General features: G+C 46.3%; 23 protein-coding genes. 5 read left to right on the top strand and 18 right to left on the bottom strand.

Annotation, left to right across the window (positions count from 1 at the left end; translation table 11 throughout):
• Positions 1-2: 2 nt before the first annotated feature.
• From phnH to GKZ87_06490, 16 genes are all read right to left on the bottom strand, one after another.
• Positions 3-584 carry a phosphonate C-P lyase system protein PhnH gene (gene phnH / locus GKZ87_06565; protein ID QSI25170.1) on the bottom strand — a complete coding sequence of 194 codons (582 nt, stop codon included), beginning with the start codon at positions 582-584 and terminating at the stop codon, positions 3-5.
• 10 nt (positions 585-594) lie between these two features.
• Positions 595-1,017 (bottom strand): phosphonate C-P lyase system protein PhnG, encoded by a 423-nt coding sequence (gene phnG / locus GKZ87_06560; GenBank protein ID QSI25169.1) that lies wholly within the window; start codon positions 1,015-1,017, stop codon positions 595-597.
• Between the two features lie 1,000 nt (positions 1,018-2,017).
• A complete protein-coding gene (locus GKZ87_06555) occupies positions 2,018-2,704 on the bottom strand; it encodes a 1-acyl-sn-glycerol-3-phosphate acyltransferase (protein ID QSI25168.1) in 687 nt (228 codons plus the stop codon).
• Positions 2,705-2,710: 6 nt separating this feature from the next.
• Positions 2,711-3,049 (bottom strand): 4'-phosphopantetheinyl transferase superfamily protein, encoded by a 339-nt coding sequence (locus GKZ87_06550; protein ID QSI25167.1) that lies wholly within the window; start codon positions 3,047-3,049, stop codon positions 2,711-2,713.
• A 101-nt stretch (positions 3,050-3,150) separates the two neighbouring features.
• On the bottom strand, positions 3,151-3,585 hold the full coding sequence (gene fabZ, locus GKZ87_06545; protein ID QSI25166.1) for a 3-hydroxyacyl-ACP dehydratase FabZ: 435 nt from the start codon (positions 3,583-3,585) through the stop codon (positions 3,151-3,153).
• A gap of 2 nt (positions 3,586-3,587) precedes the next feature.
• Entirely contained in the window at positions 3,588-4,826 is a 1,239-nt protein-coding gene (gene fabF / locus GKZ87_06540; protein QSI25165.1) for a beta-ketoacyl-ACP synthase II, read from the bottom strand.
• Entirely contained in the window at positions 4,827-5,558 is a 732-nt protein-coding gene (gene fabG, locus GKZ87_06535) for a 3-oxoacyl-[acyl-carrier-protein] reductase (GenBank protein ID QSI25164.1), read from the bottom strand.
• Positions 5,559-5,562: 4 nt separating this feature from the next.
• The gene (gene fabD / locus GKZ87_06530) at positions 5,563-6,489 is read right to left on the bottom strand and encodes an ACP S-malonyltransferase (GenBank protein QSI25163.1); all 927 of its coding nucleotides are present in this window, start codon (positions 6,487-6,489) and stop codon (positions 5,563-5,565) included.
• Entirely contained in the window at positions 6,486-7,556 is a 1,071-nt protein-coding gene (locus GKZ87_06525; protein ID QSI25162.1) for a nitronate monooxygenase, read from the bottom strand. The genes fabD and GKZ87_06525 overlap by 4 nt, the downstream gene beginning before the upstream one ends.
• Entirely contained in the window at positions 7,549-8,499 is a 951-nt protein-coding gene (locus GKZ87_06520; GenBank protein ID QSI25161.1) for an enoyl-[acyl-carrier-protein] reductase FabK, read from the bottom strand. The genes GKZ87_06525 and GKZ87_06520 overlap by 8 nt, the downstream gene beginning before the upstream one ends.
• A gap of 10 nt (positions 8,500-8,509) precedes the next feature.
• Positions 8,510-9,484: a beta-ketoacyl-ACP synthase III gene (gene fabH, locus GKZ87_06515; GenBank protein QSI25160.1), complete on the bottom strand. Its 975-nt coding sequence runs from the start codon at positions 9,482-9,484 to the stop codon at positions 8,510-8,512.
• Complete coding sequence (locus GKZ87_06510; protein ID QSI25159.1) at positions 9,471-10,403, bottom strand: acetyl-CoA carboxylase carboxyltransferase subunit alpha; 933 nt, start codon at positions 10,401-10,403, stop codon at positions 9,471-9,473. The genes fabH and GKZ87_06510 overlap by 14 nt, the downstream gene beginning before the upstream one ends.
• The gene (locus tag GKZ87_06505) at positions 10,400-11,272 is read right to left on the bottom strand and encodes an acetyl-CoA carboxylase carboxyltransferase subunit beta (protein QSI25158.1); all 873 of its coding nucleotides are present in this window, start codon (positions 11,270-11,272) and stop codon (positions 10,400-10,402) included. Before GKZ87_06505 ends, GKZ87_06510 begins: the two co-directional genes overlap by 4 nt.
• Positions 11,256-12,623, bottom strand: coding sequence for an acetyl-CoA carboxylase biotin carboxylase subunit (gene accC, locus GKZ87_06500; GenBank protein QSI25157.1), 1,368 nt, complete (start codon positions 12,621-12,623; stop codon positions 11,256-11,258). The genes GKZ87_06505 and accC overlap by 17 nt, the downstream gene beginning before the upstream one ends.
• Entirely contained in the window at positions 12,620-13,081 is a 462-nt protein-coding gene (gene accB / locus GKZ87_06495) for an acetyl-CoA carboxylase biotin carboxyl carrier protein (protein QSI25156.1), read from the bottom strand. Before accB ends, accC begins: the two co-directional genes overlap by 4 nt.
• A 55-nt stretch (positions 13,082-13,136) precedes the next feature.
• The gene (locus tag GKZ87_06490) at positions 13,137-13,361 is read right to left on the bottom strand and encodes an acyl carrier protein (protein ID QSI25155.1); all 225 of its coding nucleotides are present in this window, start codon (positions 13,359-13,361) and stop codon (positions 13,137-13,139) included.
• A gap of 715 nt (positions 13,362-14,076) precedes the next feature.
• Here GKZ87_06490 and asrA point away from each other — a divergent pair.
• The 4 genes from asrA to hflX all read left to right on the top strand — a co-directional run bounded on the left by asrA (position 14,077) and on the right by hflX (position 18,847).
• Positions 14,077-15,114: an anaerobic sulfite reductase subunit AsrA gene (gene asrA, locus GKZ87_06485; protein ID QSI25154.1), complete on the top strand. Its 1,038-nt coding sequence runs from the start codon at positions 14,077-14,079 to the stop codon at positions 15,112-15,114.
• 1 nt (position 15,115) lies between these two features.
• Entirely contained in the window at positions 15,116-15,916 is an 801-nt protein-coding gene (asrB, locus tag GKZ87_06480; GenBank protein QSI25153.1) for an anaerobic sulfite reductase subunit AsrB, read from the top strand.
• Between the two features lie 12 nt (positions 15,917-15,928).
• The gene (gene asrC, locus GKZ87_06475; protein ID QSI25152.1) at positions 15,929-16,933 is read left to right on the top strand and encodes a sulfite reductase subunit C; all 1,005 of its coding nucleotides are present in this window, start codon (positions 15,929-15,931) and stop codon (positions 16,931-16,933) included.
• A 666-nt stretch (positions 16,934-17,599) separates the two neighbouring features.
• Positions 17,600-18,847 carry a GTPase HflX gene (gene hflX, locus GKZ87_06470; GenBank protein ID QSI25151.1) on the top strand — a complete coding sequence of 416 codons (1,248 nt, stop codon included), beginning with the start codon at positions 17,600-17,602 and terminating at the stop codon, positions 18,845-18,847.
• Positions 18,848-19,234: 387 nt separating this feature from the next.
• Here hflX and GKZ87_06465 read toward each other — a convergent pair whose 3' ends face one another.
• Positions 19,235-19,882: a polymer-forming cytoskeletal protein gene (locus GKZ87_06465; protein ID QSI25150.1), complete on the bottom strand. Its 648-nt coding sequence runs from the start codon at positions 19,880-19,882 to the stop codon at positions 19,235-19,237.
• A 638-nt stretch (positions 19,883-20,520) separates the two neighbouring features.
• On the opposite strand from GKZ87_06465, the gene GKZ87_06460 reads away from it, so the two are divergent.
• A complete protein-coding gene (locus GKZ87_06460; protein ID QSI25149.1) occupies positions 20,521-21,216 on the top strand; it encodes a response regulator in 696 nt (231 codons plus the stop codon).
• Here the strand turns inward: GKZ87_06460 and GKZ87_06455 are convergent.
• Positions 21,171-22,925: a hypothetical protein gene (locus tag GKZ87_06455; GenBank protein ID QSI25148.1), complete on the bottom strand. Its 1,755-nt coding sequence runs from the start codon at positions 22,923-22,925 to the stop codon at positions 21,171-21,173. The two genes, GKZ87_06460 and GKZ87_06455, sit on opposite strands and share 46 nt — an antisense overlap.
• Positions 22,926-22,927 lie beyond the last annotated feature (2 nt).

The following is a 22,927-nucleotide window of genomic DNA, read 5'->3' as shown; positions in this document are numbered from 1 at the left end:
TCTTAACCCCTTTCCACCTGTGTTGTCCTTGGCAGAGCAACACAGTTTGCATCCTGATCAATCAGTATCATATCAAAGCCCAGCGGAAATTCCTCATTTACAACGCTGCGCATTTCCACCCAGTCAGTATCCAGCATGGAAGCAAGTGTATTCGTTTGGTAAATACCCGGTCCGCTGAAGATAAGATCATTTCCCTGTTTCAGTGCTTCACATTCCACAATTAGGGTCGCACCCAAATGAGGATCCTCCAGCGTTCCTGTTTTCAGCTTCTGCATGATATCACGCAGCTGTGCAATACATTCCGCTGTTACCAGAACATGAGCAGCTTGCTGTAATGTGCTGTTTCGACAATAGGTCAGTCTGGCAATATTGACTGCCAGTTGGTCATCCTGACTGATCGCACAGAAGCTTGTGTCAGCATCCAGCAACATGTAGAGCAAAACGCCTGTTCCTGCGCGGCAGCTCAGCGGTACCTCCAGCTTTTCTGCCTCCTGCTTTAAGCTAACAATTTCCCCCGGATAGGCGAAGGCATGCACAATCTGGCGGTAGGCATGCTGTATATCAAATACCATATCAAAGTTCATAGTGTTCTCCTTACACGTCCATCGTTTCAAAATTCACGCGTGTTTTTAAGATACCTGCCACATGACGGGCATGCTCTGCATCCTGTCGCTGCTTCTCCTGTACAAGTGCGGCTTCCAAAGCCTCTATACCGCATAATGCCGCATTGCACGCCGCATCAATAACAGCCAGGTCATAGGATTTCTCCAATTCATTTCCCTGTATGACACCAATGCCGATAACATTTTTGCATTCCACCCTTGTCTCACTTACAAGCACCTCTCCCAGATAGAATAAAGAGTGCTGTGCACTTTCCCGCATACGGATCATCGTAAGCGCATTTTTTGGTTCTTCCAACAAATGGAATGCTTCCTGCTGTTCAAAGTATTCTGCCCACTGTCTTAGAAATTGTTTGCTGCAGTGTACCAGAATACGGGTTCTTTCCAATCGTATCATAGGCTCCTCCTTGTTACAGGTATAGCTTACCTTGTAGCCAAGAGAAGTTTGTTAAGCGAGTGTAAACGTTGTGTTTGAAAATGATAAAAAAACAGACAATATGATCATTTTATCTGTTTGATTTACTGTCTGTTTTTAACGGTCTTTAAAAGAGAATCATGCTTTTGATATAAGAAAATGATAATAGGGTTATCACAGGAAAGCATTTCAGGCTGTTACCTAGTTAAAACGAAGCTGCTCATCTTGCCTTATAATAATGCCCATAAGAACATAATCCTGCATATCAAATGAAATGAGACGGTTACATGCAGCCAAGAAGCAAAGCATGAATAACTGTTTCAGCTTATTAGCATTATGAGTGAGCAGGGAGCGGTGTTTTGGAATCATTCACAGTATGGAAAAATGAAGGATGTATGAAACCGGTCAATGAAGAAACATAGATCCAGGACGTACAATTTTAACACTTCCATTTGTGAAAAAGAATGAAGCTACAAAACGGCGGAATGAAACCTGCGAGAAGAAAAGTGCGGGAAGAAAAGTGCGGGAAGAAAAACACTTCAGCAATATGAATTAATGCTATCTAACATGCAGCCTGAAATATGGTATCAATCATCTGACTTTACAGACCTGCTTAATGTGAAAGAAAGAAGGATTCAAATCTTATGAAAAGAATTGCACGAAAAGGTTATATTACAGATAATGGTCTGATTAAGGGAAAAAGATATAAAAAAATTCACGACTGATTGCGGTTAACTTTAAGGATATAATAATACTATCCGTATATTAAGAGAGAACGAGTTATGATAACTAAGTCGTATACGATTACTCAAAGAATTTATATATACTAGAATTCCCCTAAGAAATACACATAATTTTGTAACGACGTCCTGAAATATGTGACTGATCGATCGTAAATATTGGCTAAAAGGTCTGACACAAAATAATGATATCAAAAAAAGGATAACAGTCTTTGGATTCACAAGAGCCATTATCCTTTTCTTTACGATTGTTCATCTAGCACACATTGCATGCGTTCCTGCAGTAATGTACTCACACCCTCTGCCTTCAACGGCTTGTATTCCTCAAAATAGAGCGGCTTCAGTATGTGGATGTGAAAGCTGCCTTTATGCTTCATAACATTCATATAATCATATGAATTTTTTAAAACGATAGGTACGATACACGCCTTTGCCATAAACGCCGGCTGAAAGGAGCCTGCCTGCATGGGATGCATCACGCCGCCCTTGCTTCTGGTACCCTCCGGGAAAATCAACAAATTCTCTTTTCCCTTCAACCGCCTGGCAGCTTCTCTGAGCATATGAATGGCACTGCCGCGATCCTCCCGATCAAACAGTATGACCTCCAGTGTTTTCGACCAGGCTGCCACATAGGGAACCTTTTCATTCTCCTTCTTGGAAATGAACGTAAACGGCAAATCGATAACCGCCATCTGCAGCAGCATATCAAACTCACTCTGGTGATTGCATACAAACAAAATCGGCTGATCCTTTGGCAGTTGCTCAGCCTGCGCCACATCCAAGGTCACATGAAAATGCCGCAGCAGTTTTTTTGACCATTTCTGCATATGTGCATAGCGCTCGTTGAATGGCTTATTCCGAACAAGAACGGCATCAAGCCAGCTTCTTGGAATCAGCCACAGCAGATACAGACTTCGTATGATATACATAAACACCTACTCCTTCACCGCCGCCGCATAGGCGATCGCATATTCCTTTTCATGAGATATAGATACCTCTACCTGAAGTCCTGTCATAGAACAAATAGGTGCGCCTGCTGCATCCGCAAGAATTTCAACAGCGGAAAGCACACAGACCTTCTCCTTGTGCACAGCCTTAATAACAGCCTCCTTCGCCGCAAAACGGCCTGCCAGCCATTCTGCACGACGCGTTTTTGGAACACTGTCAAACAGCTTACGCTCCCGCTCACTCAGCACACGCAGAAAGGAGTCCTTTTCCATAGCAGTGCGTATTCTTGCGATTTCCACAATATCACAACCTACTCCAAGCAGCATACAATACCTCTTTTCTTTCTCTTAAAACGGGCAAGGACAAGCTCCCTGCCCTGTGTGCGAACAGGTTTTGAGCTGGAATGCCCTGTACGCACAGTATTCCTTTATTTGTTTGGATCCTCTACTGCAAACATCATTTCCGCAGTCAAAGCGATCTCACCATCCACACTGGCTACGGCATTTACAAAGGCGATTCCCATACGCTCTTTGGTAACCTCTGCCTCCAGCTTTAACACATCTCCGGGAATTACCTGGCGTTTGAAGCGCGCCTTATTGATACCCGCAAACAAACCGATTTTCCCCTTGTTTTCTTCCCTGCTCAGCAGCATGACAGCTACCGTCTGTGCCAGTGCCTCCAACTGCAGAACTCCCGGCATGATTGCCTTTTCCGGGAAATGGCCGAGAAACTGCATCTCATTGGCACTGATGCATTTGATACCCGTTACCTTATTTCCCTCGATGCTCTCAATACGGTCTACCAGCAAAAACGGATAGCGGTGCGGAATGATTTTCTGTATTTCATCACTGTTATATATCATACTTATTTCTCCCATTTGCGAATAAGAATGCTCGCATTATGACCGCCAAAGCCCAGGGAATTGGACATAGCGATATGAATATCTTCCTGTTTTCCCTCATTGACAACCAAATTCAGATCACAAGCAGGATCGGCGTGTCTGTAATTGATCGTTGCCGGTACAAATCCGTTTTTCACGGCCAGCGTGGAAATGATTGCCTCCAGTGCTCCGCTTGCCCCAAGCAAATGACCGGACATGGATTTCGTACTGGACACATAAGGCTTTTGGGCATGCTCACCGAATGCTTTTTTCACTGCCAATGTTTCGCTGGAATCATTCAGCGGTGTACTGGTTCCATGTGCGTTGATATAATCCACATCTGCAGTAGTAATGCTTCCATCCTCGATTGCCATCGTCATAGCACGGGCTGCCTGTGCACCATCCGCAAGCGGAGCTGTGATATGATTTGCATCACAGGTGCTTCCATATCCGATTACTTCACCATAGATTTCTGCATTTCTGGCAAGCGCATGCTCCAGCTCCTCCAGAATGACAACGCCGGCTCCCTCTCCCATGACAAAGCCCTTACGCTCTGCATCAAAGGGAATAGAAGCACGCTGGGGATCACTGCCCTCATGCAGTGCCCGCATGCTTGCAAAGCCAGCCATCGCGACCGGTGTCACAGCTGCCTCACTTCCTCCGGCTGCCATCACATCCTCATAGCCGTCACGAATACGGTGGAAGGCTTCCCCAATCGCGTTGGTTGCGGCTGCACAGGCTGTCACAACACTGGAAACATTGCCATGTGCATCCATGTCGATCGCAGCACTCCCGGCTGCCAGATTGATCAAAGACATCGGTATGAAATATGGAGAGATACGACTCGGCCCGCGGTTTTCGATTGTCTGGGACGCACCCTCGATTGTTGCAATACCACCGATTCCAGAGCCGATGATAACACCGAAGCGGTCACGGTTAAACTCTGCCTCAGCCAGACCACTGTTCTCATAGGCCTGCTTTGCCGCAATTCTTGTGAACTGCGTGAAACGGTCATTGAATTTTAAATCCCGCTTTGTGAAATACTGCTCCATATCCAGATTTTTCACTTCTCCTGCCAGCTTGGCACGGAAATCTGTCGCATCGAAATGTGTAATTTCCCCAATGCCGCAGCGAGAATGCAGGACACTGTCCCATACCTCTGCCACTGTATTTCCAATCGGAGAGACAACGCCCATCCCTGTAATAACTACTCTTCTTTTCATTTACATCACCATCCCGCCGTCTACGGCAATAACCTGCCCTGTGATATAGGCACTGTTTTCACTGCACAGAAATTTTACAACATTGGCAACATCCTGTACCGTACCGAATTTCTTCATCGGTATGGATGCCAGAGCACCCTCTTTTACACTGTCCGCTAACTTTTCTGTCATTGCGGTATCAATAAAGCCCGGCGCAACAGCATTCACGCGGACACCTCTTGTTGCCAGCTCCTTTGCGGCAGACTTTGTTAACGCAATCACACCGCCCTTGCTGGCAGCATAATTGGCCTGTCCCATATTTCCGCACAGACCGACAACACTCGCCATATTGACGATGGCGCCGGATTTCTGCTTCATCATGATTCTTGCGACGTGACGGATACAGTTGTATGTCCCCTTCAGATTGGTACGGATCACATCGTCGAAATCCGCATCGCTCATACGCAGCAACAGATTATCCCTTGTAATTCCGGCATTGTTCACGACAACATCCAGATGTCCGTATTCCTTCACAATGCTTTCCAGCATCGCTTTTACAGCCTCCCCGTCTGATATATCACACTGTATCATTTTATGGTTTCCGGACGGATCGCATTGTGCCAGAACAGCACGCGCTCCCTCTTCGCTGTGTGCATAATTGATAATGACATCGTATTCCTTTGACAGGGTGATTGCGATGGCTTCCCCGATTCCGCGGGATGCCCCGCTGATAAATGCAGTTTTTCTTTCCATAGCTCTATCCTTTCATGTAGTCAAGGGTTTCCGCAAGACTCGCACAATCCTCGACATGCAATATTTTGACATCCATTCCCTTTGCGCATTTTTTTACAAAGCCGCTGACTGCCTTACCAGGGCCTACCTCGATAAAGGTATCCACACCATCCGCCAGCATTTGCTTGATCGTATCCTCCAGCAGCACACTGTGGGAAATCTGTTCACTCAGCAAATCAATCAGTGCACGGTCTGCTGTTTTAGCGGAAATATTATGCAGAACAGGCAGCTTTGGCGGATGCAGCTCATAAGCGGATAAAACCTTATACAGCTTTTTTCCTGCATCCTTGAGCAGGGAGGAATGAAAGGCTCCGGATACCTGTAACGGAATCACCCGTCTCGCTCCGGCTTCCAGACATTTTTTCCCGCATGCCTCTACCGCGCCTTTTTCTCCCGTAATGACAATCTGTCCCGGGCAGTTGTAATTGGCAATCTCACAGACACCGATTTCCTTTACTGCGTCACATGCTTGTAAAATTGCTTCCTTATCCAGCATCAGTACCGCTGCCATCGCGCTTGTCCCGGCAGGCAGTGCATTCGCCATCAGCTTTCCGCGCTCCCGCAGAATTTCAGCACCCTCCTGAATAGTAAAGGAGCCGGCATAGCATAAAGCACTGTATTCGCCCAAGCTCAAGCCGGCAGTAACATCCGCCGTAATTCCCTTCTCCTTTAAGACAGCAGCCGCTGCCATGGAGTGGGCAAAAATCGCCACCTGTGTATATTGTGTATCGTCCAGCTTCTCCTTAGGGCCTTCAAAGCATAATGCTTTCACATCGAAATCGGTATGAATGCTGTCAAAGACCTTTCTGGCACTGTCGTAGGTTTCATATAAATCCTTTCCCATGCCGGGTGTCTGGGTTCCCTGACCGGAAAATAAAAATGCTGTTTTCATGCTGTTTCCTCCTCACCGCACAATTCCTCCATAAGCTCATGGACACTGACGATGTCTGTGATACGCCATGCGTTGGCACCTGCAAATACCAGGCCGTTTTCCACATCTCCCTCTACTGCGTGCACCAGTGCATCACTGATACAATACGGTGTGGAAGCCGGCGTACAGGGCTTCATACAGCCGATGCACCGTGCTGGTGCAATTCTTCCTTCCCTTGCACGGCTCATAAAAGCTGTCATGACCGCTCTGCCCGGCAAGCCGGCAGGACTTGCGACCAGTGTGATATCCTCTTTCTGCGCCTGAATGATTTTCTGCTTGAACGCAGGATCGGCATCACATTCTGTCGTAGCGATAAAGCGGGTTGCCATCTGAACACCGCTGGCACCGATAGCCATCAGTGCGTCGATATCTTCCCTTGTATATACACCACCGGCACCAAACACCGGGATGCTTCTTTGATATGCGTCCTCGTACGGACAGATTTCCGCAAGCACCTCCTGCACCAGCTCGCTCAGTTCCCTGACACGACCTTCCAGAAGCTCATCCTTTTTAAAGCCGAGATGACCGCCTGCCAGGCTTCCCTCTACAACGATGAAATCCGGACAGCGGTGATAATGACGATCCCAGCTTTTCAGAAGCAGTCGGGCTGCACGGCCGCTGGATACGATGGGAGCCAGTGCCACCTGCTCACTGCCTTCCACAGAGGGCAGATTCATCGGCATACCGGCTCCGGATATAATGACATCCACACCGGCATCAATGGCTGCCTTCACATATTCCTCATAATGATGGGAAGCAACCATGACATTGACGCCAAGCAGACCTCTGCCCCCACTGATTGCCCTTGCCTTTGCGGCTTCCTCCTGTAAGGCCTCCTTATTACAGGTAATCGGATCCTTCCAGAAGTTTTCCTTACGATAACCCGGATGGGCTGCGGAAATCACACCCATACCGCCTTCGCGCATAACAGCGCCGGCAAGTTTACCTAATGAAACACCAACACCCATTCCTCCCTGAATGATTGGCTTTTCCAATACCTTTGAACCAATAGAAACGTGTTTATGCATAGCGCAGACCCTTCACTGCTTTCTGCAGATTAGCGAGTTCTTCCTCACTCTCACGAATCAGGGAATCAAGAATATCCTGCAATGGACGGATTTCCTTACACATACCGGCAACCTGTCCCATCATGACGGAGCCATGACGCATATCGCCCTCCAGCACTGCTCTGCGTAAACCGCCCAGTGTCAGCTTTTCCATTTCTTCCTTGTCCGCACCGCTTTGTTCCAGCTTCAGATATTGTAGTGCCATCTGATTTTTCAAAATACGCACCGGCGTTCCTGTGCTTCTTCCGGTGACAACGGAATCCATATCCTTTGCCTTCATGACGGCTTTTTTATAATTTTCATGAATCGGACATTCCTCTGCCAGCAGCAGACACGTTCCAATCTGCGCACCGACTGCGCCAAGGCACAGTGCTGCATTCAACTGCCGGCCGCTCGCAATACCTCCGGCTGCCAGTACCGGAATGGAAAGGGCATCCACTACCTGCGGTACGAGAGACATCGTTGTCGTTTCTCCCACATGTCCACCGGATTCTCCACCCTCTGCAATTACAGCATCGACACCGGATTTTTCCAGGCGGCGTGCCAGCGCAACACTTGCAACGACCGGAATCACCTTACAGCCGCTTTCCTTTAATGCAGGAATATAAGGCCCCGGATTTCCGGCACCAGTTGTTACGACTGCGACCTTTTCCTCACAGATTACCTGCATGATCGCCTCTGTGTGCGGATTCATCAGCATGACATTCACACCGAACGGTTTGTCTGTCAGCTGCTTGCATGTACGGATTGCTTCTCTTGTCTGCTGCTCATCCATCGCACCTGTCGCGATGATGCCCAGTGCGCCGCAATTGGATACGGCTGCCGCAAACTGCGGGGTTGCTATATTGGCCATTGCCCCCTGAAATATCGGGTATTTGATTCCTAACAATTCATTGATTAACATAAATCTCTCCTTACAGTTCCAGATAGCAGCCGGCCCAGGTAAACCCGGCACCAAAGCCGCTCAGAACGATTTTCATTCCTGGCTTCAACAGTCCCTTTTCACTCATTTCACCAAGTGCAAGCGGGATACTGGCAGCCGATGTATTTCCATATTCATCGATATTGATATACACATGCGCTTTGTCTATGTGCATGCGTTTGCATACGTTGTTAATTATTCTTAGATTTGCCTGATGCGGTACGATCCAGTCAACCTCCTCGATGGTGACATCTGCCTGCTTCAGCACATCCTCAATCGCCTCCTGCATCGCTTTCACCGCAAAGCGAAAGGTTGCACTTCCTTCCATGCATACCACAGAGGGCTGATAGGTCTGCTTGGAAAACAGTGCTCTCGGCTTAGGTGCATCACTGTGGATCACACCCGCAGCATCTCCCATACTCCCAGCAAAATGCAGCATCCGCTTTTGCGTGTCCTCCTGTCTGACAATGGCAGCTCCGGCTCCGTCCGCAAAAATGATACAGGTGGAGCGATCCTCCCAGTCCAGCTGTTTGGATATGACCTCTGCACCAATGACAAGCGCGCATTTCACCTGTCCCGCCGCAAGCATCGCATGCGCACTCTGCAGCGCATAGAGAAAGCCGCTGCAGGCTGCATTGAGATCAAACGCCATCATATGCTGTTCATTCAGACCCAGCTTTTCCTGAATCAGACAGGCCGTTGCAGGGGTTGTCTGATCGGGCGTAAACGTCGCCGTTATGAGCAGGTCGATTTCCTTTGGATCAATGCCCGATTCCTTGATTGCCATGCGGGCAGCCCGTGCACCCAGATCACTCGTATTTTCCTCTTCCGATATATACCGTGCGCGGATTCCTGTTCTTGTGGATATCCATTCATCACTGGTATCGACAAAGGTACTCAGCTCCTCATTGGTAACACGGCGCTTTGCCTTCGCATACCCAAAGCCCTTAATGCTACAGCTCTTCATAATTCGCCCCCATTGCTCTATATTTTTCATACCGCTGTGCTAACAGCGTTTTCTCTTTCTTTTTACACAATTCATCAAGAACCTGTTCCATATTGTCACGCAGCTCCTCAATCACATATTCAAAGCATATATGCGCACCGCCCTGCGGCTCTGAAATGATGGTATCAATGATGCCCTTGCGCTTTAAATCTGCGGCCGTAAGCTCCATGACACCGGCGGCCTCTGCAGCTCTGGATTCATCCTTCCATAAGATACTTGCAAAGCCCTCCGGAGAAAGAATGGAATAAATGGCATGCTCCAGCATCATGATGTGATCAGCCACACTGAATGCCAGCGCTCCCCCGCTTCCTCCTTCACTCAGGACAATAGCCAGTACCGGGGTGCGGATATCGGAAAATACCGCAAGACACTGCGCGATGGCTTCCGCCTGTCCGCGCTCCTCGGCTCCCCTTCCCGGATATGCACCGGCTGTATCTACCAGCGTGATGATCGGACGGTGAAACCGTTCGGCCTGCTTTGCCAGACGGATTGCTTTACGATAGCCCTCCGGATGCAGCATACCAAAGTTGCAGCTCATATTTTCTTCCAGCGTCTTTCCCTTGCTTTGCGCAAGAACCGTCACGCTTCTGCCTTGAAAGCTCGCAATACCGCCGCGGCAGGCTGCATCATCCCCATAGGCACGATCACCATGCAGCTCCAGAAAATCCGGAAACAGTGCATGAATGTAGTCCATTGCCTTGGGACGCTTGGGATGTCTTGCCAGATAAACCGTATCCCATGCATCCATATTGCGCATCGCTTCCTCGCGCAGGGTAGCAATCGTAGTTCGCAGCTCCTCTGCATGCGGATCCATGGGCGCAAGTGTATGCAGCTCGGCTTCCAGAGCCGCAATCTTACCTTCTGCTTCCTTTATGCTCATGATGCTCTCCTTTCATGCAGACGCAGGATATGCGTTAACGTATCCCGGCTGTCCTTTCGTTCAACGATGGCATCCACAAAGCCCTTTTCCAGCAGAAACTCCGCCTTCTGGAAATTGGATGGCAGCTCCTCCTTCACCGTAGAGGCGATAACACGCTTTCCGGCAAAGCCGATCAGACAGTCCGGCTCACTCAGGATGATATCTCCCAGCATGGCAAAGCTGGCACTCACACCACCGGTTGTCGGATGTGTCAAATACGAAATATACAAAAGTCCTGCTTCCTTATGCTTTTCCAGTGCTGCACTTGTTTTTGCCATCTGTACAAGAGAGAGGATTCCCTCCTGCATTCTGGCACCGCCGCTTGTCGTAAAAATCAACAGCGGCAGCTTTTTCTTTGTCGCATATTCAATGCAGCGAGTAATCTTTTCCCCGACGATCTGCCCCATGCTTCCCATAAAGAAATTGCTGTCCATAACGGCTATGGCACATTTATAGCCGCCGATACTGCCGGTTCCGCATACCACCGCTTCATACAGTCCGGTTTTCTTCTGCAGCCGGGACAGCTTTTCCTCATAGCCGGGAAAGCCAAGCTGATCCTTTTTCAGAACCAGACGGCGATCCAGCTCCTGAAAGCTGTTTTCATCCACAATCTGACGTAAACGCTCATGTGCTGTCAGCTTCAGGTGATGACCACAATGCGGACATACATAGCGGTTATGCATCAGATCTTCAAATAAAATACTCTGTTTGCAAGCAGGACAGCTTTGAAACAGATTGTCCGGAGCTTCCAGCGGCTCTCTTTGCGGCAGAGAACGGCGCTGCTTGAACAGATTCAGCCGGTTCTTACGCACCTTAAATAATTGTTCCATCCTCTTTCAGCTCCTTTATAAATGAATCCATGAATCCGGTATCATAGCGCCCGCCGACAAATGTCGGATGATGCAGCAGCAGATACTGGAATTCAATGTTTGTTTCCACACCCTCGATCAACAGCTCCTCCAGAGCGGAACGCATTCGCTTAATGCATTCCAGACGGGTATCCGCATAGGTGATGATCTTGGCAATCATAGAATCATAATATGGCGGTATTTTATAATCGTTGTATACCGCACTTTCAATACGCACACGGCGTCCCTGCGGGAAGTTGATAAACGTCACCTCACCCGGACTCGGCGCAAAATTATATTTGATATTTTCCGCGTTGATACGGCATTCGATGGCATGGCCTTTACAGACAATATCCTCTTGCGCATAGGCCAGCTTGTGACCGTCTGCGATACGAATCTGCTGCTTGATGAGGTCAATACCGGTGATTTCTTCGGATATGGTATGCTCGACCTGGATTCGCGTATTCATTTCCATGAAATAGTAATCCCCGCGGGCATCCAGTAAAAACTCAATGGTTCCCACGCTGTCATAGCCGACACTTTGTGCAGCGCGTACCGCATCCGCAAGCAGATTCTTTCGGATATCCTCCTTCAGGATATGACAGGGTGCTTCCTCCAGCAGCTTTTGATTGCGGCGCTGACAGGAGCAGTCCCGTTCAAACAGATGTACGACATTTCCATGCTTATCTGCCATAAGCTGTACCTCGACATGCTTTGGCTCCACGATGAATTTTTCCATATACACCGCATCATCCCCGAAGTTTGCACGGGCCTCCGCTTTGGCTGTATCAAATGCATTTTCCAGCTCCTCGGCACAATCCGCACGCCGCATACCGCGACCGCCGCCGCCGTTGCTGGCCTTAATCAGTACCGGATAGCCGATGGTTTCCGCCATAGCCAATGCATCCTGTGCAGTTTCTAATAGATCCTTACTGCCGGGAATAACCGGTACCCCAGCCTCCATCATACATTGACGGGCATTGTTTTTATCCCCCATCTGTTCGATGACATCGGGATTGGGGCCGACAAAAATCAGACCGCACTGCATGACCAGACGGGCAAATTTCGCATTTTCACTCAGAAAACCGAAGCCGGGATGAATGGCATCACAGGCCGTCATACAGGCTGCACTTAATATGTTTTTCATATTCAGGTAGCTGTCATTCGCACGGGGACCGCCAATGCATACCGCATAATCCGCAAGCTGAACATGCAGGGCATCCTTATCCACAGTGGAGTATACCGCCACCGTTTCGATGTTCATTTCCTTGCAGGTACGGATAATTCTAACCGCGATTTCTCCGCGGTTCGCAATGAGGAGACGGCGAATCATGCGGCCTCACCGATGCGGATCAGCTCCTGATCGAATTCCACCATCGCTTCATTGGTAATGAGAATCTCCTGTACAATACCATCCACCGGTGAAGGAATCTCATTCATGACCTTCATAGCTTCAATGATACACAGGACATCGCCCTTTTTCACATGCTGGCCGATTTCCACAAACGGTGTTCCCCCCTGAGAGCGGGCATTGTAATACGTACCGACAATCGGCGCCTTCACCCAGGTACCCCCTGCTTTTTTCACCTCTGCTGCCGGCTGCGCTGCTTGCATGAATGCTTCTGCCTCCGCTTTGTTCTCTGTCCTGAGCGGCTCAGTGAACTGCACACGGTTTGTACCGGAAGCCTGCTTTTCCATTTTCAGCTTCATGTCATCCACTTCCAGCTCCATCTTATGAAGTCCGCTTTCCTCAAAAATGCGGATGATGTCTTGGATCTTATCTGTATTCATGTATTTACCTCCCACGGATTTTAAAAAAGCCAAGTATTCTTGGCTTTTCTCTTGTTTACGCTTTGCTTTCGAGCAGGTTTACGATATCTGCCACGGTAACCAGTTTTGCTAATTCCTCATCTTCAATGCGTACATCAAATTCTGTTTCCAGCTCCAGAGAAAGCTCAACGGCTGCCAGGGAATCAATTCCCAGATCATCCTTTAAATTCGCTTCCATTTTGATCATATCCTCGTCGACGTTGATGGCCTCCATCAGCACTTCTTTTACTTTTTCAAACATGTTTGTTCCTCCTGTTCAAATTCATTTGACTGCTACCAGAATAACACTACTGGTAAATAATGTCAACTATTTTAGTTTTAAATACTAGATTTAAAAGTAAATAATAACCCTAGTATTGATTACTAGGACGATATACTACGATATTTTTGACGATATGAATCTCATTTTTTTAAATGCTTTGAAATTCAAAAGGAATTATAATCCTTTGATAGTCAAATGTAAATAGTTTGATGTTCAAATATGAATTTTCACACAGTTTCACATAATTGACGAAAACGGTATCACGCTTTGGACTGGTTCTTTCCAAAATCCGATCCATCGCATAAGAGCCTGCGCTCCCTGTCCGCGCAGGTATCCGCCCTAACATACTTCATGAAAAAGCTCCTGCCTTTACCATACGCCGACTTCTTTCAAAGGCTCATGCATACCTTCCCTCCCCCTGTACCTGTATCCCTCAACCATATAAGAGACAGCGCTGTTTTGATCTCGAAAGCGTTCAATGCTGCTTCCTTTTGATCGCACTATCGAATAATTCAGGAAGATCATACATTACCTGGATTTATAGGCGTATTATGATTGCTTATACATTTGTGAACGTATTCACTTTGCAGTCGAAAGGGATTACAATATCCTTAGTGCCAGCATGCATGAGTACGCTTGCTCATGCATATGGTAGGTTGTAAAACATAGAGGAATTACGTGAGGAGGACGACATATGTCATTTGAATTAACGCTCGAAGAAATGAATCAGGTCTTTGACACACTTCGGCAAAGGTATCGCATCTATGCTCCGAAACGGCTGAAGAATGCAGGACGCTACTGCAATACCGATCTCATCCGCTATCAGGAAATCCGCAGCATGGAGGAAATCGAATGGAAGGATCGCAGTGATTATTCACCGAAGGAGGTATTCTATCCAATCAATCAGACGCTGTTTCACTTCACCGAGCATTATTTTCTGGAAAGCCAGGTATTTGAAAAGGATTTGCTGATTTTTGCACGAAGCTGCGATATCAACGGAATTAAGCGCCTGGATAAGGTATTTCTGGAAAACGGACCGCATGAGGATCCCTATTATAAGAGAATGCGGGAAAAGGTGCATTTCATTTTAATGGAATGTCCTGATAACGGCTGGGAATCCTGTGCCTGCTGCTCCCTGGGTACCAATGAAACAGAGGATTACGATCTGGCAGTGCGCCCCTTACATGAGGAAGGACGGGTACAGGTGTTCTGCAAGAGTGAGCTGTTTACCTCTTTCTTTGACAGCTTTGCGCCAACACAATATACACCGGAATTCGTAAAGGAAAATAAAACGGTTATACGCGTACCGGAAATTCGTGAGGATATGGTCGATTCCATCCGTGAGCTGGATATGTGGAAGGATTATCAGAGCCGCTGCATTGGCTGCGGGGCCTGTAATTCGGTATGCATCACCTGCTCCTGCTTTAACACTGTCGATACACCGTACACAGAAAACGGAAAAAGCGGTGAACGCCGCAGAACGTGGACAGGCTGTATGAATGATGATTTCACGACGGTGAACGGAGGACACGCCTTCCGTGATGAATATAAAGACCGCATGCGCTTTAAGACGATGCATAAGGTCTATGATTTTAAAAAGCGCTTTGCGACAGACTATCAGATGTGCGTGGGATGCGGCCGCTGTGATGATATCTGTCCATCCTATATATCCTTTTCCCATATCATCAACCGTCTACATGATGAGGTAGAAAACATGAAGGAGGAAAACTGATATGATCAATCCATGGCTGCCTGAACGGCATCGCATTTTAGAAATCATTGAGGAAACAGATATGGAATCCACCTTTGTCGTAGAGTTTAACGAGCCATCCATACGGCATGGACAATTCTTCCAGATTTCCCTGCCAAAGATTGGAGAAGCTCCGATATCTGTATCCAATTTCACTGACAGTACGATAGAATTCACCATACGAAAAGTAGGAACGCTGACCAATGTTCTCTTTAATCTTCACGCAGGGGATGATCTGTATATCCGCGGACCATATGGAAACGGTTTCCCACTGGAGGATTTCAAGGGAAAACACATCGTTGTCATAGCCGGAGGTACCGGTGTTTCACCGGTACGCAGTACGTTGAATCACTATCTGAACAATCCGCAGGACTGCAAGGATGTATATGCGATTGCCGGCTTCCGAGATGCACAGCATGTCCTGTTTGAAAACGATCTTACAAAATGGCGCAATGCTCCTCACTTTCATACCACACTGACACTGGATCAGGGAGAACGTGTTGGCTTTCTGGAGGGCTTTGCAATGAAATATGTCAAGGATATCCCATTTCAGGATTTTCAGGATGATTATGCCGTTATTATCGTAGGGCCTCCTGTGATGATGAAATTCACAGCCCAGGAATGCATGAAATACGGTGTGACAGAGGATCATATTTATGTATCCTTTGAACGGAAAATGTCCTGTGCCCTTGGTAAATGCGGCCACTGTAAAATCAATGAAACCTATGTGTGTCTGGAAGGCCCTGTGTTTCCATATACCAAAGCCCAAGGGCTTGTGGATTAGGAGGTAAAAGCTATGTCACAAGATATGAATATCAATGCCCTTCGTACAAACTGTTTTCGCCAGTCCAAGGTCAAGGGCGAATATATGCTGCAAATGCGTGTACCGGCAGGGCTTATTCAGGCGAAATACCTGAGCTTTGTACAGTACCTTGCAGAGAAATACGGAGATGGAACCTTTCATTTTGGCTCCCGCCAGTGCTTTGCCATCCCCGGTATTAAATATGAAAATATAGATGCAGTAAATGCAGAATTAAAGGAATATCTGGAGGATGTCGAGGTTGCCCAGTGCGGAGTGGAAATGAATACCGATGCCGGCTTTCCTACCATAGGCGCCAGAAATGTCATGGCCTGTATCGGTGGAATTCATTGTATCAAGGCGAATATCAATACGCAGGATATGGCTCGAAAGATTGAAAAGGAAGTATTTCCAAGTCATTACCATATCAAGGCTTCTGTCGCAGGCTGTCCCAATGACTGTGCCAAGGGTCACTTCAACGATTTTGGTATCATCGGCCTCACTAAGCCTACCTATCACAGTGATCTGTGCATCGGCTGCGGCTCCTGTGTAAAAGCCTGTGAATCCCACGCGACAAGAGTGCTGAGTCTGAAAAACGGTAAAATTGAAAAGGATACGTGCTGCTGTGTCGGCTGCGGAGAGTGTACCCTTGTTTGTCCAACCAATGCCATGCAAAGAAGCCCGAAGCCGTTCTACCGGATACTGATTGGCGGACGGACTGGAAAGCAATACCCGCGTATGGGAAAAACCTTTGCGGATTTTTTAAGTGAGGATGCTGTTCTGGCAATCATGCGCAACTGGCAGGCGTTCTCTGCCGAGGTTTTAAAGGGACAGCCACGCTATCTGCATGGCGGCCACCTCATTGATATGGCAGGCTATGAAAAATTCAAGGAACTGATGCTGAAGGATGTTAAGCTGAATCCGGAAGCTAGAATTGCTGAGAATCTCTATTTTGCCGAAACCGAGTACCGTGGAAGAATCCATGTAAAGCCTGTTCAGTAAAGGTTTAAATAAAACAGCATAAAAAGTCAGACACAAAAACGGGTCTGGCTTTTTATGCTGGAATCGTATTGTTATCCTGAAATTATAATATTGTGTTGAAATCATACTTGTTATTTTGAAATTTATGTGCGATGCTGAAATCGTGTTTGACTCCATTTTCCACGACATCTCGTACAGAAACAAGGCTTGCATGAAAGGTATTTCAAATTACTTATTGAATTACAATCTGGATTTTCTTTCACACCTGTTATCTTGAACTTATATTGTTATGTGAAATCGTATTTGTAAGAAATCATATTGTTTGTTAAAATCACAGGGATAGTTTGTAGTCCTATCATTATGCAATCCTATCAATATATAGAAAGCAATACATAGCAGCTTATTGCATCCTGCATATGGCGCTATCCTGCTTTTGAATAGCATGGAATGATATCGCTATATAGAAAGCCAATTATAGAAGCTCTGATGATTTTGGTATTTGGATTCTGTCTAAGATATATCCTGCTTTGGAATCGGAAATTTATATTTATAGCAAATGTCCCCTGCATATGCCATATGCTTTCGATAATCCATGACCTTTATACCGTTGTATATTGCAGGAATCCAAATCTTTTTTCATAAATAAAGGGAAACCATGCTACAATAAGATACTAGAGGAGTGATGTCATGCAGCAGGTTGTAATCGTTCTGGCAGATACCACAGAGCAAACGGAAAAAAATGAGGAATTCATCGAGCTGATACAGGCAGCCGATATGGAAATCAGGAAAACCTTTATACAGAATTTAAAAAGCATTACGTTAAAAACATATATCGGAATAGGAAAATGTGAGGAAATACGGAAATATGTACAGGAACAGAAGCCTGAGCGCATAGTATTTAATCATGATCTGAGTCCTTTACAGATTCGTAATCTGGAGGTTATCTTGCAAACGCCGGTTATGGATCGTACGGAACTGATTCTTGCTATTTTTGAAAGCAGAGCCGTAACAAGAATCGCGCGTCTTCAAATCGAGTGTGCGCAGCTTAAGAAGCTGCTTCCTCGTCTGGTTGGTGCCAACACACAGCTTGGAAGACAAAGCGGCAGCGGAAAAAACAGAGGTGCCGGTGAAAAGCAGTTAGAGCTTGATCGAAGAAGAATCAATGCCCGGATCCAGGAGCTGCAAAGAGAGCTGAAAAAGGTGGAAGCCCAACGCCTCACACAACGCCGTTCCCGCCAGAAATCCATGCTGCCACTGGTATCACTGGTCGGCTATACGAATGCCGGGAAAAGTACGATTATGAATATGCTGTTGGAATACAGCAGCCCGTATGAGTATGATAAAAGGGTACTGGAAAAGGATATGCTGTTCGCAACTCTGGATACCAGCATCCGGCATATCGATCTTCCTGATGGAAAATCCTTTCTATTATCTGATACGGTTGGTTTTATATCTGACCTGCCGCATGACCTTGTGGATGCCTTTCATTCCACATTAGAGGAGGTTCGCTACGCCTCATTGCTTGTACAGGTCGTGGATGTATCAAGTGAAGCCTGCGCAAGACAAATGGAAATCACGCAGGACACCCTGCAGCAGATCAACGCTGCTGATATTCCCATGATCACCGTATATAATAAGTGTGATCAAAGTCAATATCCCTATCCCAGAGAGCACGCACACGACCTGTATATGAGCGCAAAGGAAAAAGCGGGCTTACATGAATTGCTGGAGCTGATCCACCGGCATCTGTATCCGGATGAAAAGCATGTAATCATGCATATCCCCTACCAGCAGACAGGAATCTATTCCCTCTTAATGAAGCATGCCCGGGTCATCACACGAACGGATGAGGAGGATGGCATCCATCTGGAAGTTGTGATATCAGATCATTTGTATCAGAAATATCAGGAATATGTAACAGCTATACGCACATAACAGTTGTACAAAAACAAGACCCCATATTAGGTAAAGGGTCTGTGAACAAATCAGCTTACTGACGCAGAAAGCAATGCATACAGGAGGAAATTCTGAATGAATGCACGGAACTATGATGCTCAGGAAGCAGAACGATAAGAACCGCCTTCATCCTACACACAGCATGAGCCTTTATAAGTAAAAGCATGAGCCCTTACTTATAAAGGCTGTGCGCTGGATATACCACAACCAAAAAGACGAATTTCTTGCAGTTAAGCTTCTTTCCCGCAAGCATCCGGTTTCCCGGATATTTACAGGTAAGAACACTTTTAACGACCGCATGCTGAATTCGTCTTTTTTTATAGATTGGACAATTGATTGTGATCAGATGCTAATCAATGCATCCGCTTATGAATTTATTTCCTTGCGTTTCACAGGCTCAACAAGCAGATTTCCCTGTAAAACAGCACCTGATTCGATTTCAAGAACCTGCGTCTGTACATCTCCGATCACACAGGAGGTTGACATAAATTTTGCATTTTCAGATACCAGTGTATCTCCCTTGACCTGTCCCGAACAGATAATATCACACACACGGATATTCCCCTTTACCGTAGTTTCCTCACTGATTTCCATATGCTGCTCACATTGAATATCCCCTTCGATCTCAGCCCGCTGCAATACAACATTCTGACATGTCACATTCCCCTTGACACTGCCGCTGACAATCAGATTACCACCACAATGAATATTACCGATCAATGTACCATGAATCGTGATATTATCATCGCTGTTCATATCTCCCTGTATGGTTGTGTTGTGTTGTATAACGGTTGTTTCCTTACTGACAGGTCTGCTATCTGCCAGAGGAGCTGCGGATGCTGTTTGGGGCTGTGCAGCCTTCACCTGTATTTCTTTTTTCATTAACTGCTCCTTTTTTACCGTCTGTTCTACCGCGGCTTCCTTTTCCTGTGATGTTAGCGTTTTTCCTTCACTGCCGACAATTTCCTTTTGATTCTGATCATACAGCTTCTTCTGTTTCTCATACCATTTCATATTTCATAGTCCTTTCTCTAAAAGCTTCAACAATTCCCTATAAAATTGTCTCCAACGAATACCGGCTTCCACAGGAGCCGTATCCATAAGAGAAAAAAGATTCTTTTTAACACCACTTTTATAGGATTTTCAACATTCAAATTATAACAGACACATCCCCTGTCTTCCATATACCTATAGTAAAATGTAACGCCAGCGGATATTGGCAGATTTTTTTTTACATCGTCTATATTCTTTGCTTTCGTATTTTTTCATATGCAGAAAGTGAGCTCATATCATCACATCTGTATCATATCCTATTACCGGCTTACGTAAATCTAAGGCGACAGATACCGCAATGCTTTGTCCATTTATTCCTGCGCAGGATGAACCGTATTCGACAGAATTTACGGGTAACAGGACTACAATCCTGCAGACCAATCATTAGCCACAGCTGCTTTTTTTGACCGCGTAATGAAGCCTTATTAGAATAAGATGCAAATCCAGGAAAGCTAATGAGACTTTCCCGTTAAAAGGCACACGCTTCATTCACTGCCATTACCATAACCAGCTATAAAAAACGGACACTCAGCGGATAATCGCAGACGGTATGCAAAGGAATACATGATATAATATTATGGTAGTAAAGGAGTGGACATATGTATCATATATTATTCATAGACGATGACGACATGCTGCTGGAAAGTGCATGGCGATTCTTTAAAGGTATAAATTATCAAATGGATAAAGCAGCGAATGCAAAAGAGGGTTTAAAAAGAATGCAGTCACGTAGCTATGACTGCATCATTCTGGATTTAAAGCTCCCGGATCTGGATGGTTATGAGGTTCTTCGACAGATGCGTCTGCATACCTCAACACCGATTATTATTCTCTCAAATTATACAGAGGTAGACCGCCGTATTCAGGGACTGCGGATGGGAGCAGACGATTATGTATGCAAACCGTTCTCCTTTGATGAGCTCCTGCTTCGCATACAGCTTCGTATACAGGACAGCCGGAAACGGACAGCTGTTGTTTTGAATTATGGTGAGCTCATCATTGATACCGGTACACAGAAGGTCACGTATCAGGGAAATACCATATTTTTCAATCGCACAGAATTTGAAATACTTTCCCTGCTTGCAAGCCAGCCTGGCAGAATCTATACCTATGAACAGATTTACGACGCTGTATGGAAAGAACCATTAAATGAAAGCAGACATACGCTGCAGGCCCGCGTGGCAGAGGTTCGTATCAAGCTGCTTACTTTAACCGGACTGCAATATATTATTACTGTTCGTGGAAAGGGCTATTTATTCACCGCTGAGCCACAGAAATGCCGCAATACTGCATAAGAGAGCAGCACCAGCATTGAAACAGCTCCTGCACCAAGCAGAATCTGAACAGAAGCACTTCTGCTTTTCTCTTTTACAAATGCATGCTGTTCCTGTACAGGCAGCTTCTGTTCCTTCTGCCGTGAAGCCTTTTGTATGTTTGGTTCGCTTTTTTCAGGATATACCCGCTGAACCTGTCCTGCTTGAGATGACAGATATGTATTTTCTGTATGTTTAGAAAGCATAGGGGGATGTTGTATATTGGCAGAACGTAAATCCTGATTTATAATGAAATGAGGCTTTATGAAAGAAACAGAATTAAAATCGGATTTTTCAACATGGTCAGTGTGCATTCCTGCTAATGACCCCATTCCCGCTTCATTTTGTTCAGGCAGCTGTAATGGCAGCTCAATCTGATCTGTGTTCTCCTGTCCGGCAGGGAGCTGCTCTTTAGATGGCTGTTGTTCATAATTAGAACCAGAGGAGGGCTCCTGTTCAGGTACTGTATTGGAAACGGAATCATTCTGATCTGGTTCAGGCTGTGGAGGCTTTTGTGGCAGCAGCTCAACACCGCCACCCCTGCCGCCTTCGATGTCTTGAAAAACCAGTTTGTTTTTTTCCCATGATATCACGTTGGTCGCATAAACACCCTGATCCAGTACAACCTCTGCATAAAATTCAACATATTCTTTCTTATCCAGCAGGTAGACAAGGAATTTGCCTTCATCCAACCAACTTTCATCCTGCAGAACAGGTGTTATCTGCCAGGAATCCGTTGGTGCTGTTCTCCAACCGATAGCAACAGATTTGGGACGCTGTGCGCTATATACTGAAAATTCAGCCATCTCTGCTTCATAATTATAGCTGTAGGATTTGCGCATTCCCAACAGCGCCACACCGCCATCGGTGGTGATTACCCGCACACTGGGAGGTGTCAGAACATAAACATCATGAAAATCAGAGGCAGGAACACCCTTAATATCCAGCTTTCCGGCATACCTGCCATGATAGGTGTAAAATGTATATGGCTTTGGATGCGGATATTCATCCACATCCCAGACGATATCCGCATACTTTACATTATAGGATTTTCCCTGATAATAGAGGCTCAGACTATTGACATAGGATTGCAGCATATCCTCATGCAGTGTCTGCTGCTCAGATAAAACGACATCCGGCAATGTTATATTCGATGCATCAATAACCGGCTTTTGTGCAAACCGCACCTCTCCCTGGATCCTATTGCCATATACCGGGTTTAATTCTTTTGAAATACATCCCAGCACACTGCCTTCCTCCTGTATAAGAGCAAAGCCGCAAGCAGCTTCTATATTTACCATACCGATATCCGCATTCCCACCGGGCAAAACATGAATCAGCCCCTGTTCATTCCCCTCCCCGCGTATGGTCAGCTTGTAATTTAAAGCCTCCATTAACAAAAAGCCTTTCACATAAATGGTATGTGCACCAGTGTCAATGGTAACCGGCTGCAGATATCTGATCATTGTTCCTGATAAATAATCAAAATCATGTTCAATATAAATATCCTGTGTCAGTGTAAGTGTGCCGCCTGTTGTTTTGTGCGCATGCAGCCACGCTTCAAATTCCTCTGCTGTTGCGGCGGTATCGTTGCCGTTCACTACGGCAGCAGTCTGTCGTGCATACAGCGTATTGGGGAAACAGAAGAGAAAGCCCCATGTGACAAGAAATAAAATGCATAAACGTTTCATAA

This window comes from Erysipelotrichaceae bacterium 66202529 (assembly GCA_017161075.1).
Lineage (GTDB): Bacteria > Bacillota_I > Bacilli_A > Erysipelotrichales > Erysipelotrichaceae > Clostridium_AQ.
Note: the sequence above shows the minus strand (reverse complement) of the source record. Positions and strands in the feature narration are given on the sequence as shown.